The organism is Cytobacillus firmus, from assembly GCF_023612095.1.
Taxonomy (GTDB): Bacteria; Bacillota; Bacilli; order Bacillales; family Cytobacillaceae; genus Cytobacillus.
In genome coordinates, this window is sequence record NZ_CP086235.1 from 580,822 (window position 1) to 595,646 (window position 14,825).

The following is a 14,825-nucleotide window of genomic DNA, read 5'->3' on the forward strand; positions in this document are numbered from 1 at the left end:
TAATAGTGTCATATAACTGAGAGAGGAAGAATCATATGGCTGAATTATCGAATTGCCCGAAATGTGATGCCATTTTTGTAAAAAATCAGTTCCGCGAAGTCTGCCAGGATTGCTGGAAGGAAGAAGAGAAGGCTTATGAGACGGTCTATCAGTTCATCCGGAAGAGGGAGAACCGGACTGCGACCATTTTACAGGTGGTAGAAGCAACGGGAATTGAGGAAGACTTAATTCTGAAATTTATCCGTACTAGAAAGTTGAAGCTTGCTCAATTTCCGAATCTTGGCTATCCTTGTGAAAAATGCGGTGTCAGCATCCGGGAAGGCAAGGTCTGCAAGAGCTGTGCAGGAGAATTGAGAAAAGATCTTCAGCAGTTTACTGTTGAGGAAGAAAGAAGACAAGAAGCAGCTAAACGTGAAAAACAAGGAACCTATTTTGTGGTCGATGGGAATTATAAAAAGTTTTAGAGTTTAAAGGATATCTTTCGGGATGTCCTTTTTTCATTGGGAATACATACCATATCCATCTTTGTTTAATCCATGAATTAATATTATTCAAATCAATCCGATAAAAAACGTAATAAGGCAACACGTACGGGAGTTGAAATAATGCAAGTAACGAGTCGGATTTCAAATAAAATATCAGCTGCTGAAATACCTCTTGATCTAAAGACAGGGGAAGTAAGCCGTGCGCAAATTAAAGAAAGATTATCGGATACAGAAGCCGTTATTACTATAAGAGGAAGAGAGTTTCAGGCAAAATTTGAGGGAGGTGTTCCTTCATCAGATCGTGTGACAGTTCAGATTACTGATCAAAAGGAACATGCAGTCAAGGTTAAAACCATTGCTGCTGAAAATCCCAAAAGCCCAGCAGGCCAGGCAAGCGAACTAAAAGTTTTGCAAAGTGTAGGGTTATCAGGCGATGAAAAGCCTGAGCTGAAAACAGCAGTGCAAACCTTATTGGATAAAGGCTCCCCGATCTCGAAAGAAATTGTCAGAGACTTAAAAGAGTTTATGGATCATGCTAAGGGATCCACCGAATCCAAGCTTGAAACCGTCAAGGCCCTTGCGAACAAGCGGCTGGAAGCAACAGGCACACAGCTGCGTGCAGTGCATGAAGCGCTGCATGGCAAGCCATTAAGTGAAGTGCTGACAGATCTGGCAAAAGAAATTGATCCGGAATTCAAAATCGAAAAAGAGATGCTCCTGTCCAAAAACAACCGGACAGCGCAATCCCTAAAATTGACTCAGCGAATGTTACACCTGATCAAAAGCAGAAAGTACAAACACAAAGTATTATAAATGCGGAAAGCAGCAGAAAGTCTGTAAATTCGTCTGAATTAAGCAAACTTATCCAATCCAGCCAGGAACTTATTGAAAAGGAACCGGATCTAAAGAAAGCCATTCAGCAAATCAGAACAACTGTCATTAACCATCCGTCATTAGATAGGGAACTTGCCCAAAACATTGAGAAAGCTGCGGCAGATGCTGAAAAGCTCCAGGCCATTGGCAAGGAAAGACTCGTACAGGCACTGAAAAATACAGAAGACCAGCTTCTCAGAAAAGAACAGCAGGCAGTTCAGCCCAAAGAAACAGTGAGCACGCCAAAAGCTGAAGAGAAGCCTGTTGAAATAATTAGAGCAGTGAGAGATGAAACTGCAAAAAATCCGGATATCCGGAAATCAATAGAACTAACTCAAAACCGATTAATCGAGAATCCAAAGATCGTTAAAGAGGCCTCAGACAAATTAATGTACGCCGTGCAAGAATCCAAATCATTAGCAAATCAAGGCAGGACAACAGCTGCGAAAGAAGTTATGATAGCTGCATTAACTAGAGCGGAAACTGAACTCAGCCAAATCGAGGCGCGTCAGGCGGTACAGTCTGAACGTTATATTCCAGAGCAGCGCCCAAGCGAAGTGGTCAAGCAAGTAAAAGCCGAGGTTCAAAACGAGCCGGACCTTCAGCGGGTAGTGGAAAAAGTGCGTGAGCAAGTAGTCCAGCATCCCAAAATGGACCGGGAAGTAGCGCAAAAAGTGGAGAGAGCATTAAGTGATGCAACGCGCCTTCAGCAGATAGGCCAGGAGACAGCGAGCCGTGAGCGAATCCAGCAAGCGTTAACAAAAGCAGAAGCTGAATTGAAACAAATAGAGGCCCGCCAGGAGGTGCGGCCTGAGCGGAATATTCCAGATCAGCGCCCAAGCGAAGCGGTCAAGCAGGTAAAAGCCGAGGTTCAAAACGAGCCGGATCTTCAGCGAGCAGTAGAAAAAGTGCGTGAGCAAGTAGTCCAGCATCCGAAAATGGATCGGGAAGTAGCGTTAAAAGTGGAGAGAGCATTAAACGAAGCGGTTCGCTTCCAGCAGATTGGCCAGGAAACATCCGGCCGAGACCGTATCCAGCAAGCTTTGACGAAAGCGGAAACTGAACTCAAACAAAAAGAGGCACGCCAGCCGGTGCAGCCAGAGCGAAGCATTTCAGAACAGCGCTCAAGCGAAGCGGTCAAGCAAGTAAAAGCCGAGGTTCAAAACGAGCCGGACCTTCAGCGGGCAGCAGAGAAAGTTCGCGAGCAGGTAGTCCAGCATCCGAAGATGGACCGGGAAGTAGCACAAAAAGTAGAGCGGGCATTAACAGAGGCTGTGCGTCTCCAGCAGATAGGCCAGGAGACAGCCGGCCGAGAGCGAATCCAGCAAGCTTTGACGAAAACGGAAGCTGAACTCAAACAAATAGAGGCACGCCAGCCGGTGCAGCCAGAGCGGAGTATTTCAGAACAGCGTCCAAGTGAAGCGATAAAGCAGGTAAAAGCCGAGGTTCAAAACGAGCCGAACCTTCAGCGGGCAGTAGAAAAAGTCCGTGAACAGGCAGTCCAGCATCCAAAAATGGACCGGGAAGTAGCCCAAAAAGTGGAGAAAGCATTAAGCGAAGTAACGCGCCTTCAGCAGATTGGCCAGGAATCGGCAGGCCGAGAACGTATCCAGCAGGCATTAACAAAAGCGGAAACCGAACTCAAACAAATAGAGGCCCGCCAGCGGGTACCAGCTGAACGAATTCATACAGAACAGCGTCCAAGTGAAGCGGTCAAGCAAGTAAAAGTAGAGGTCCAAAACGAACCTGATTTTCAACGTGCTATTGAAAAAGTCCGAAGCCAAATTGTAAACAACCCTTCCATAGATAAAGAAACTGCCAGAAATATAGAAAAAGCACTAAAAGAGGCAGATCTCCTTCAGAGAATTGGCAGAGAATCAGTCGGGAGAGAAGCTCTGGAAAAGTCTTTAACTAAAGCTGAGGCAGAGTTAAAAACGCTGGAAGCCCAGGGACCTAAAGGTGAAGTCCAGCTAAGAGAGACATTCAAACAGGTACGTGAGCAGATACAGTCAGAAGCGAATACCAAGAAAGTGCTGCAAAAAGTCCAGGAACAGCTTTTAAATAATAAACAAATTGATCCTTCTATAGCGAAAGAGATTGAAAAGCATGCAAAACAAACCGGTCAATTAGATCAGGCGGGCCGTGACAGGATGATTAAAGTGCTGCAGCAGGCAGAAGCAGCATTAAAGCAAACAAGGAATCTGGCAGAAAACAATGCCATAGACAGTGAACAGCATATGAATAAAAACCAGAAGAATAGCCTGGCTCAGGGCTCGGGAATGAATGAGCAAAAAGCAGAAAGACTGCCATCCGAAGCAATTAAACAATTAATAAAACAATTCCAAAAAGAGCCGGATTTGACACGGGCACTGAACCTTGTCCTTAAAGAAATAACAAGCAATCCCGGCATGAATATGAGCACCGTTGATAAAGCGGAAAAAGCCATCAGCCATGCTGCACAGCTTCAGGAGAAAGGCCGTGAGCTGGGAGCGCGCCAGCATATGACTAAAGAACTCTCAGATATTGAACAAACTTTAGCTAAATCAGAGCCTAAAATGTCAGCGGAAGCCAAACTTGCAGCAGAGGCCCTTCAGTACGACCTTAATGAACAGCTTCAATCCCTGGGAATTCAGTCAAAGGATATTCTTGTTACAAAGGTGACCGAAAAGCTTGCACAGGCAACCCATGATTTCCGTGAATTAAAGCGTGAAATAACCAGAAATCTCGATAATGTAGAGCATCTGATCAACACATTTAAGAAAAATGCTTACCCTCAGGCAAAGCAGATGCTGGAAACCGCCATCAGCAAGCTGGACAATGCCATTTTAAAAAGTGAAATGATGCTTTTCACGGATATGAAAACTGAAAAACAGCTGATGCAGGCAAGCTCCCAGCTGGCGGAAGCCAAAAAAATGCTGGCAAAAGGGGACCACGCACAGGCCGGGAAAATTGTCAGTGAAGTAAAGACACTAATAGATAAAGTCATCTTCAAACCGTCCGAGCAAAAAGTGGTTCATTTTGTGGCGAAGGAAAGCATGATGCTCGAGAAACAGCCGGCTGCTCAGCATGTGATTAAGCAATTCAATGAAACTGCGAGCGGATATTTAAGCGGTGAGCCATCTGCCAGGCAAATGTTTGAAATGGTGAAATCAATGGGACTTAATCATGACAGCGAAGTAGCAAATTCTCTTGTTTTCCAAAAAAATGACCAATCCCAGCAAGAGCAGCAACAGCAAAATTTGAAAGCAGCTCTCATGAAGCTTGCCCAGGGAGAAGGACAGGAGACGAATTCTAAAATCGCCCAACAGGCAGAGCAGGCACTCACAAACTTAACGGGCCAGCAGCTTTTAAGCAAATCAGATGCCAGCGGAACACTGCAGAGCATGTTTTTTAATCTGCCAATGCTGTTAGGCGGAAAACCAGAAAATCTGCAAGTGTTCGTTAATTCTAAAAACGAAGGCCAGCAAGTGGACTGGGAAAACTGCAACCTCTATTTCTTATTGGAAACCAAAAAACTCGGTGATGTCGGCATCCTGCTTAATTCGACAGACCGTAACCTGTCTATCACGATAAAAAATGATCTGCCTGGCTTTAAGGAAAGAATGGAGCCAACGGCTGTCTTCACAAAGGAAAAGCTCCAAGAAGTCGGCTATAACGTCAGCAGCATTAATTTTACAAGAATGAGTGTCCCTCAGCCAAAGCTGGCAACTGATCAAGGGGTGCAGGATCAGGAGAACGATCCAAAACCATTAAGACCTGTCTTTACCGAGAAAGGAATGGACTTCAAAATATGATGGTATCCACTTACTATAATCAAAAAAAGCGCAGGGAGCTAAACGGTCCGTCAGCTGCCGTCGTCAAATATGATGATGAAACAGGGAAATCCCCCACCATTGTTGCACAGGGAAAAGGGCAGGTAGCCCAGCAAATTATAGCTCTGGCAAAGCAGAATAATATCCATATGCAGGAGGATTCTAATCTGGTGGCAAACCTCCTCGATATGGATCTAGGGGATAATATCCCCCCAGCTCTACTCGGTTATGGCAGAGATTTTATTATTAATAGAAGAAATGGAAAAAAACTATTAAACACTGCAGGATTCAGGTCGATAAAACTAACAGATAACCAATTTGGAGGTGTAAATACGTGACCGGTATTTTCACAGAGTCGGCTATACATCAAAAATCACCTCAGGAGATAACAGCGCTTTTATACGAAGCGTGCATAACCAATTTAGAGGGTGCAATTGAGGATATTGATAATAAAGACTACGTTTTTGCCAATAAAAAGCTGCAGAGAACAAATGATATTTTATACCGTCTCGGAGCCGGGCTAAATTATGATGCAGGCATCATAGCAGATCAGCTGGACCTTCTATATAACTATATGGCTGATAAGCTAGTCCAAGCAAATCTGAAAAAAGATACCAGCCTAATAAAAGAAGTCCTCCAATCATTAGAAGAAATAACCTCAGCCTGGAACAAGGCAATGAAAACCAAAGCACCAAATCCAGGAGTTGGCATCAGACAAAAAGCCATGGCCTATGAAAAAAGCGTACTAATGGAAAATAATTAATTTCAATATAAAACCCAACCCAAAGGAGCAGGGAAATGAGAATAAATCATAATATCCAAGCTTTGAATGCATATCGTAACCTTTATCAGAACCAATTCCAAACTTCTAAAAACTTAGAAAGATTATCATCGGGTTTGCGTATTAACCGTGCAGCAGATGATGCAGCAGGGTTAGCTATTTCTGAAAAAATGCGTTCACAAATCCGCGGTTTAAAACAAGCAGAGAGAAATTCACTTGATGGAGTTTCGTTAATGCAAGTTGCAGAAGGTGCTATGACAGAAGTGCATTCTATGCTGCAGCGTATGCGTGAACTAGCTGTACAGGCTGCAAACGACACAAACACAACATCTGACCGAAATTCCATTCAATTAGAGATTGACCAGTTGCTTAAAGAAATCGACAGTATTGCAGCGAAAACAGAATTTAACACGCGTAAATTATTGGATGGTTCAAGTGCAGTAGATACACAGTATCTTTCAGGGCAAATGGCTATGACTAATATTAAGGATGTACCAACTGTTACGGATCCTTCTTTGCCTACAGGTAAATACGAATTCCAGATTTCTGGTGTTACATCTGTATATACTATTAATCAACCAGGTGCTGGAATCAGTGATAACACGGTGTTGAGTATTGCTAGCAATCAAGGATTACCATACGGTGAATATTCAATCGTAGTTTCTAATTTTCAAGAAGAAAATGGTCAAAAAAATGCAACAATTGAAGTGTTTGATCCAGATGGATTCAGTGTTGGGCAACTAGCTGCTAAAGTTGGTGCGAGTGGCACAACTGAAACGATCGGAACAAGTCCAAGACAGATTTCAATTGATACTGCGAAAATTGCCGGGGATGGAACAGCGAAGATCCAAGTTGAAGGCAAAATGAATGTATCAGTATCAAGAGTAGAAAATGGAACTCCAACACCGATTACTTTTACAAAGGAAATTACAACTCAAAATGGAGTCCTGACACACGGCGGGTTGGAAATGAAATTTGGAACGGATGCAAAAAATGGAACATCACAGTTCGATTTAACAAATAAAGCGTTAGCATTCCAAATCGGTGCAAATACTAACCAGGGCTTACAAATAGATGTCCCTCAATTAAGTACGGTGAAACTGGGCATCAACAATATTAGTGTTCTTTCTCATAAAGATGCTAATGATGCTATCTTTAAATTAGAGAAAGCAATTAACCAAATTTCATCAACTCGTGCTAAGCTTGGTGCTACACAAAATCGCTTAGAACATACAATCAACAATTTGCAAACAACACATGAAAACTTAACAGCTTCAGAGTCCCGCATCCGCGACGCAGATATGGCTCTTGAGATGACAGAGTTCACAAAGAACAATATCCTTAATCAATCTGCACAAGCCATGCTAGCGCAAGCAAATCAATTGCCGCAGGGAGTTCTTCAATTGCTTCAAGGTTAATTTCTTAATAAGATGCCAGCCTGATTTTCTAGGCTGGCTCTATTTATGGTTGAATTATGCTAAAATAAATGTATAGCATCTTGACAAGGGCGTGAGTATAGATGGAAGTCCGAAAGATTGATAAGCTTGGATTAGAAAAAGTCCAGAGTAAAAATAATATTCCAACTGAGAGTATTTCATTTCAGGAAGTTATGTCTAAAAATCGTCAAAACACCGTCTATGATAAAATGACAAAAATGGTTCAGGAGATAGAAGAGCAAGGAAAAGTATTAGCCGAAAATCGAACTGTAGACCATTTGAGGAAATATAAAAAAATGGTGAAAAAATTCCTGGAGGAAGCCGTACAAAACGGACTTCAGCTGGAGGAACAGCGTGGATTTAATCGTCGAGGACGAACGAAAATCTATAAAATTGTCAAAGAAGTAGACAAAAAATTGATTGATTTAACCAATGAGGTTCTTGATAAAGAAAAGAAATCTATGGACATATTAAGCATGGTTGGAGAAATAAAAGGACTGCTTATTAATATATATACCTGAGGACTATTGGTGTGAAAGCTAATAGTTCTTTTTGTATATATTAAAAGTAAAAGATGGGCCCTTTATCCCGTATAGAAATTTATTTATTTTACTTGAAATTATTAATTTTACACCGATATAAAGTACAGGTAAATAAGACTCGGAGTACTTTTAGTTTTTTATTAAAAACCGAGGAGGAATAAATGTGAAAATCAATAATTATGGCCGCGTCGGCATGAATCCTTATAATAAGCAACTGGAAAAGACTGAAAAAGCACAGCAAGCAGGGAAAAAAGATAAAATTGAAATTTCATCTGAGGCACAGGAACTCCTAAAAGGAGATTCTATCGAGGCTAAGCGTCAGCAGACAGTTGATGATCTTAAGGCAAAAGTTCAATCAGGTGAATATAAAATTGAACCTAAGAAGATAGCAGAGAAAATGTATTCCTTCTGGAATGACAAGTACTAGGAGTGGACATTTTGTCTTTAGATAACCTATATGGCAGATTAGAAAAAATCATTATGCTGCATAAGAGTTTATATGAACTAGCTAAAAGAAAAACAGACATTATTATAAAGAGTGATGTTGACGCGCTTAAGCATATTCTTAAGGATGAAAATAAACATATCCAGGCTATTCAAAAGTTAAGCTTAGAGCTTTCAGATATAGGGAGCGCAATATTAGACAAAGATCAAAATTCAGGAGCGGCAACTATTTCAGCCATTATTGAAAATGCGGGAAGTCATGACAAAGGAATGCTTCATAACCTTAAAGCAGACCTGGAAGAGCAAGTGGATTCCCTTAAACGGCAAAATAATCTGAATCAAGACCTCTTGGAACAATCTCTTCAATTTGTAAACCTTTCTCTTGACCTCTTGATTCCGGACCTGGATACATTCAATTACAGCAGCAATAATGAAAGCAATGAAGATATATCACAAAATAAACGCTCACTATTTGATTCAAAAGCATAACGGAGGTAAAAAGGGATGACTTCAACATTTCATGGGCTGGAGGTAGCTAGAAGAGGGATGACGGCTCAACAATCAGCTCTTTATACTACAGGCCACAATATTGCAAATGCCAATACTCCGGGTTATACAAGGCAGCGAGTAAATTTTGCTCAGACAGAACCTTACCCGCCTGCTTCCATGAACCGACCTCAAATACCAGGTCAGCTTGGCACAGGTGTAAAAGTAGGAGATATACAAAGGATTCGTGATAGTTTTACAGATATGCAGCTGAGAACTGAAAATACTAAATTAGGATATTGGCAGGCAAAATCTGATATGCTGACCCAAATGGAGGATGTCATGAATGAACCCTCTGACTCCGGGTTGGCCAGCACCATGGATGAGTTTTGGAATGCTCTACAGGATTTGGCTGTTCAGCCTCAGAACGATGGAGCAAGAAGAGTGGTGCGAGAGCGGGGTATCTCCTTAGCTAATACATTCAACTATATGTCGAACTCCCTAAAAGCGATTCAGAAGGATTACAGGAACGAAATTGATGTTTCCCAAAATAAAATTAACTCACTGTTGAGACAAATCAATTCTATAAACAAAGAAATTGGTTCAATTGAGCCGCACGGATATCTGCCCAATGATCTTTACGATGAACGGGATCGATTAATAGATGAGCTTTCAACTATGATTAATGTAAAAGTTGATCGGAAGCCCAGCGGGGGATTGGCATCGGGAAATGCTGAAGGTATTCTGGATGTTTACCTTGCAACCCCTCAAGGGGAGAAATTAAAAGATTCAAATGGGAAGGAAATCAAGCTTGTTGATAGTTCAACCGGCAAGGCCACAGGGATACATATCCAGTTTGAAAACCGCGCCGAAATGGACAGTCCGGTATCTGCAATGAAATTCTTTGAGCTAAACGAAAATAAAGAAGGATTTGCAGGAATTGGGAGCAACATAGATGCAGATAATGCCTCCAGCCCACAATACCAGTTTTCGGATTTTAAAGCTTTCAACTCAAATGGAATGCTGAAAGGTTACATCGAAGGGTACGGCTACAAAGATGGCACCGTAATTAAAGGTACATACACTGATATGCTGAATGATCTTGATCAAATGGCTTTTACTTTTGCATCACATTTTAATCTGATTCATCGTTCAGGATGGAGCTTAAATGAAATTAGAAACGGTGCTTCCAATGATATGGATTTCTTCTCGTTCAACGGTATCTCTCCGTCGCAAACCGATGTGAAAGGTGCGGCATCTGCCCTTAAAGTTGCGGATGCTATCCTTGAGGATGTTCAGAACATTGCAGCGGCAGCTGAAGGGAATGTTCAGGCAGGGACAATGGCTAGAAGCAGTGTGAGCTCAAACACTGTGGGTAATCCTTCGCTTACAGGTATCTATGATTCTTCTGATACGTCTGCTTCCTATACTGGTACTTGGCCAGCATTAGAAGAAATAAACGTTACAGTAAAATTCAACACAGCTGACAATGAATGGAAATATGAATTTTCAGGAGTTAACAAGGACGGGAATCCCGTCACTGCCCAACACAATACAACTGATAACACTGCGAAACTTTTCGGCATTGATTTTGACCTCTCTCATATCTCTTCACCTTCTGATGGTGACACCTGGACATACAGCTTTAAGGCAGAGGGCTTAAAACCAAGCGATGAAGCCTTTATTGGAAATGGATCCAATGCTCTTAAGCTATCAAACGTTAAAGATGCAGTCATTAATTATGGAGGCAATCTGACAAATGTCCAATCTTTTTACCAAGGGATGATTGGTAAATTAGGTGATAATGCTTCAGAGGCAGCCCGAATGACAAAAACAGCAGGAACATTGAGAGATTCGGTCGAGCAAAGACGGTTATCTGAAAGCAGTGTTTCCCTGGATGAAGAAATGACAAACTTAATTAAGTTCCAGCATGCTTATAATGCGGCTGCAAGAAATATTACTCTAGTGGATGAAATGCTCGATAAAATTATTAATGGTATGGGCGTTGCAGGAAGATAAGAGGCGGTGAATAATTAAATGCGCGTAACACAATCGATGCTAACGAATAGCAATTTAAAATATATCAGTCAAAACTATGACCGATTGGGAAAAATTCAGGATCAAATTATGTCCGGAAAAAAAATCACCAGACCTTCTGATGATCCAGTTGTAGCCATGAAGGGAATGCGTTACAGAAGCCAAGTAGTTGAAGTAGACCAATTTATGAGAAACCTTAATGAAGGCTTTAACTGGATGGATAATGCAGATGCTGCCTTGGACGAGACAACACAAGTGCTGCATCGTATCCGCGAATTAACTGTTCAGGCTTCTAATGATAGCTATGACCCTGAAGCACGGGGAAATATCGCAAAAGAGATTGAGCAGCTTCAAGAACATATCGTTGCGCTTGCCAACACGCGTGTAGGAGAAAATTACATCTTTAATGGAACAGCTACAGATGCTCCCGCTATCAATGAAAATAAATTCAGCGTTGATTTTGGAAAGTTTCAAGATGATTTAAATAATGGAACCGTAAATGCTGAAGATTTTACTTTTAGCTATAAAGGAGCAAGCTTCAGTTTCAGCGAAGTGGATGGCAATGGCAAGCATGTCTTCCAAAGCGTTACAGGTGACAAGATGCTATTTGATGCTGCTTCTGGTGAGGTAATTCACTCCTACCAGGAAGAGCAAAAGCACCTAAATGGCGGTACCATCAATGTGGAAAAAACAATCAATACGGCTGACTTAATTGTTTCAGATAAAAAAGCTGTATCGACCAATACACAATTTGTGAATATAGAAGTAATGAAGGGTGTTACGATCCCGATCAATATTAATGCTCAAAATACTTTCTCCATTGAGATGTTCGGAAGTTTAGAATCTATTAAAAAAATGTTAACGAATGAGGAAACTACAGGAGCTGAGATTACAAAAGCTCTTGATTCAATTGACGGGTTTTTAGATGATATTGTGTCATCTAGAGCCGAACTTGGTGCACAGGTAAACAGAGCGGAAATGGTCCAAAGTCGTCTTCTTCAGCAAAGAGTTGTTGCAGTTAAAACCGTTTCGGAAAATGAAGATATCGACTTTGAAAAAGCAATTATCGACTTGACTACTCAGGAAAGTCTCCATAGGGCAGCCCTTGCTGCTGGAGCAAGAATCATTCAGCCGACATTAATGGACTTCTTACGTTAAGCTATTCCGCAGGGGATAGCTTTTTTTCTAAAATAGTTTATAGCAGTGATTTATAACGCTAGTATATAAGGAGGTCAAGCTATGCAGCTTCCTCGTCTGCAGCTGACTAATACAATGGCAATGCTGGGGCTAGAACAAACAAGTTCAAAAATCACCATAAGACAGCCATTGCCGGATGTGAAAATGAGGCAGCCAAATGCAGAGGTGCAGATCCAAAAGTCCAAGGGCCATTTAGAAATTGATCAAACAGAAGCCTTTGCAGATGCCAATTTGAAACACGCATTTGCTTCCATTAAAGATTGGACGGCAAAAGCAAAACAAAAAGTTCTGCAAAACATCTCTAAAGAGGTATCTGAAGGAAAACGCTTAATGAAAATAGAGGATACAAAAGAGTCAGTCATCCCGCAAATTGCGAAGGAAAAAAGCGAACCGCCTCCAAAGGTGCTAAACATCGGTTATATGCCCAAATCTGCAGAAAGCATCAAATTTCATTATCAGCCTTCAGAAATTGAAGTGAAAGTAAAAACTCATAATCCTGAAATCAAATTTAAAACTCACAATCCAAGTATTAATTTCATTCCAGGAGATTTGCGAATCTATTTAAAACAAATGGCTTCACTCCAAATTCAGGCGATTGGAGAAGCCCTCGATCAAAAAATTTAAAAGAGATGGTGGCAGAGATGAAAATCCAAACGAAATACCATGGTGAAGTAGAAATACAGGAATCAAACATTATCAGGTTCGAACAAGGAATCCCGAGTTTTCTTGATGAGCAGCAATTTTACATCATGCCTTTTGCAGAGGAGGGCCCTTTCCTAATCATGCAATCGGTCCAAACTACAAGCCTGGCATTTGTTATTGTCAGCCCTTTTGATTTTTTCAAAGACTACTCAGTGAAATTGCCTCAAAATGTTCTTGATACTTTAGAGATCGAAAACCAGGAACAAGTAGCTTTATTTGTAATCTTGACAATACAAGAGCCTTTCGAGAATACTACAGCAAACCTGCAAGGCCCAATTGTCATAAACGATGCAAAAAAAATAGGGAAACAAATAATTCTTAGTGACTCCCCATATAAAACTAAACATCTATTAACTAGTAAGCTATCTCCTGCAGGCAGGGAGGGTTAATACTATGCTAGTGCTGACGAGAAAACCAAATGAATCCATCCAAATTGGCTCTGATATTGAAATAAAGATACTTTCGATAGATGGAGATCAAATAAAAATTGGAATAGAGGCACCGAAGAATGTGGAAATTCATAGAAAAGAAATTTACCTTGCCATTCAAGAAGAGAACAGTCAAGCGGGAAATGCGTCTTTTGAACTATTGAAAAAACTATCTTCACAAATAAAAAATAATTAATTAGTATAAATTGCTAAATAACAATTAACTATAACCGATATAAAAAATGTAGCTTAGGATCTTAATAGGGCGGCCGACCTATTAAGAAAACAGGCAAACACAAACCACATGGATGTGGAACAAACATAATTTCAAGGAGGAAAAAACCTAATGATTATCAATCATAACTTACAGGCAATGAACTCATACCGCCAGCTTGGAACAAACCAAGCAGGGGCAGCAAAATCAATGGAAAAGCTATCTTCAGGCCTTCGCATCAACCGTGCAGGAGACGATGCTGCAGGTCTAGCGATCTCTGAAAAAATGCGTGGTCAAATCAGCGGTTTGAACCAAGCCCAACGTAACTCTCAAGATGCGATTTCATTGATTCAAACAGCTGAAGGTGCTCTAAATGAAACACATTCAATCCTTCAGCGTATGCGTGAGCTAGCTACACAAGCTGCGAACGATACAAACACGGATCAAGATCGTCAAGAACTTCAAAAAGAGTTGAATCAATTAACTTCTGAGATTAACCGTATTGGTAACAATACTGAGTTTAACCAGAAGAAACTATTAAATGGTGAGCAATCTCTAGATGCTGGTAGTCGTGTAGCATCTGCTGGTAATACAACTAGTGGAAATGGTTTACACATTCAAGTAGGTGCGAACTCAAGCCAAAATTTCACAGTTGATATTTTCGACATGCGTGCTGAAGCGCTAGGTGTTGCTTCAACGTCATCTGGTTCAGCAGCTAAAATTCAAGCTGGTAGCACTGTGGTTGGACAAACAAATGCGTGGGCAACTGCGGGTACGGAAAGTTATTATACTGTAAGTGGTGGTAGTACAACCGGAAATAAGATTATGACAGAGAATGGTACTGTTATTGGTGCTGAACTAGTAGCTAAATCTGACGATGCGAAATTTGCCTCAGGTAGTCAAAACGTATTAACTGATGCAGGTAATAGCACGGGGGCTAAGGTTGTTGCATTAGATATCCGTAACCATGAGAAAGCAACTGCTGCAATCTCGGTTATTGATTCAGCGATCAACCAAGTTTCGGCTGAACGTTCTAAGCTTGGTGCATTCCAAAATCGTCTAGAACATACAATCAGTAACTTAGGTAACTCTTCTGAGAACCTGCAAGCTGCTGAATCTCGTGTTCGTGATGTAGACATGGCGAAGGAAATGATGGAGTTCACAAAGAATAACATCCTTTCTCAAGCTTCTCAAGCAATGTTAGCTCAAGCGAATCAGCGTCCGCAATCAGTGCTTCAATTGCTTGGATAATAATTTCATATTTCACAAACCTCAGCGTTTTTTGCTGGGGTTTTTTGTGCTTTGATAAGTCATTTTTCTCCCAATAACTGCTAGTCGAAAAGACTTAACTTTTGTAAGATAATGTCGATAAAGTAAGTAGAATAGAG

14 protein-coding genes and 1 pseudogene are annotated in these 14,825 nt (G+C 41.1%); all 15 read left to right on the forward strand.

Annotation, left to right across the window (positions count from 1 at the left end; all coding sequences use genetic code 11):
* Nucleotides 1-35: 35 nt before the first annotated feature.
* Complete coding sequence (locus tag LLY41_RS02895) at nt 36-464, forward strand: TIGR03826 family flagellar region protein (RefSeq protein WP_304586887.1); 429 nt, start codon at nt 36-38, stop codon at nt 462-464.
* Between the two features lie 141 nt (nt 465-605).
* The gene (locus tag LLY41_RS02900; RefSeq protein WP_304586888.1) at nt 606-1,298 is read left to right on the forward strand and encodes a hypothetical protein; all 693 of its coding nucleotides are present in this window, start codon (nt 606-608) and stop codon (nt 1,296-1,298) included.
* 293 nt (nt 1,299-1,591) lie between these two features.
* Nucleotides 1,592-5,152: a hypothetical protein gene (locus LLY41_RS02905; RefSeq protein ID WP_304586889.1), complete on the forward strand. Its 3,561-nt coding sequence runs from the start codon at nt 1,592-1,594 to the stop codon at nt 5,150-5,152.
* Nucleotides 5,152-5,446: pseudogene (locus tag LLY41_RS02910) on the forward strand (EscU/YscU/HrcU family type III secretion system export apparatus switch protein). Before LLY41_RS02905 ends, LLY41_RS02910 begins: the two are co-directional and overlap by 1 nt.
* 58 nt (nt 5,447-5,504) lie before the next feature.
* Nucleotides 5,505-5,933, forward strand: coding sequence for a flagellar export chaperone FliS (gene fliS / locus LLY41_RS02915; RefSeq protein ID WP_304586890.1), 429 nt, complete (start codon nt 5,505-5,507; stop codon nt 5,931-5,933).
* A gap of 35 nt (nt 5,934-5,968) precedes the next feature.
* A complete protein-coding gene (locus LLY41_RS02920) occupies nt 5,969-7,369 on the forward strand; it encodes a flagellin N-terminal helical domain-containing protein (protein ID WP_304586891.1) in 1,401 nt (466 codons plus the stop codon).
* 101 nt (nt 7,370-7,470) lie between these two features.
* Nucleotides 7,471-7,908: a YaaR family protein gene (locus LLY41_RS02925; protein WP_304586892.1), complete on the forward strand. Its 438-nt coding sequence runs from the start codon at nt 7,471-7,473 to the stop codon at nt 7,906-7,908.
* A 184-nt stretch (nt 7,909-8,092) separates the two neighbouring features.
* Complete coding sequence (gene flgM / locus LLY41_RS02930; protein WP_304586893.1) at nt 8,093-8,356, forward strand: flagellar biosynthesis anti-sigma factor FlgM; 264 nt, start codon at nt 8,093-8,095, stop codon at nt 8,354-8,356.
* 11 nt (nt 8,357-8,367) lie between these two features.
* On the forward strand, nt 8,368-8,862 hold the full coding sequence (locus LLY41_RS02935) for a flagellar protein FlgN (protein ID WP_304586894.1): 495 nt from the start codon (nt 8,368-8,370) through the stop codon (nt 8,860-8,862).
* Nucleotides 8,863-8,877: 15 nt separating this feature from the next.
* A complete protein-coding gene (gene flgK / locus LLY41_RS02940) occupies nt 8,878-10,878 on the forward strand; it encodes a flagellar hook-associated protein FlgK (RefSeq protein ID WP_304586895.1) in 2,001 nt (666 codons plus the stop codon).
* Nucleotides 10,879-10,896: 18 nt separating this feature from the next.
* The gene (gene flgL / locus LLY41_RS02945) at nt 10,897-12,054 is read left to right on the forward strand and encodes a flagellar hook-associated protein FlgL (protein WP_304586896.1); all 1,158 of its coding nucleotides are present in this window, start codon (nt 10,897-10,899) and stop codon (nt 12,052-12,054) included.
* An 81-nt stretch (nt 12,055-12,135) separates the two neighbouring features.
* The gene (locus LLY41_RS02950; protein WP_304586897.1) at nt 12,136-12,717 is read left to right on the forward strand and encodes a DUF6470 family protein; all 582 of its coding nucleotides are present in this window, start codon (nt 12,136-12,138) and stop codon (nt 12,715-12,717) included.
* A gap of 17 nt (nt 12,718-12,734) precedes the next feature.
* Complete coding sequence (gene fliW / locus LLY41_RS02955) at nt 12,735-13,184, forward strand: flagellar assembly protein FliW (RefSeq protein ID WP_304586898.1); 450 nt, start codon at nt 12,735-12,737, stop codon at nt 13,182-13,184.
* A 4-nt stretch (nt 13,185-13,188) separates the two neighbouring features.
* The gene (csrA, locus tag LLY41_RS02960; protein WP_304586899.1) at nt 13,189-13,419 is read left to right on the forward strand and encodes a carbon storage regulator CsrA; all 231 of its coding nucleotides are present in this window, start codon (nt 13,189-13,191) and stop codon (nt 13,417-13,419) included.
* 150 nt (nt 13,420-13,569) lie between these two features.
* A complete protein-coding gene (locus LLY41_RS02965; RefSeq protein ID WP_304586900.1) occupies nt 13,570-14,688 on the forward strand; it encodes a flagellin N-terminal helical domain-containing protein in 1,119 nt (372 codons plus the stop codon).
* Nucleotides 14,689-14,825 lie beyond the last annotated feature (137 nt).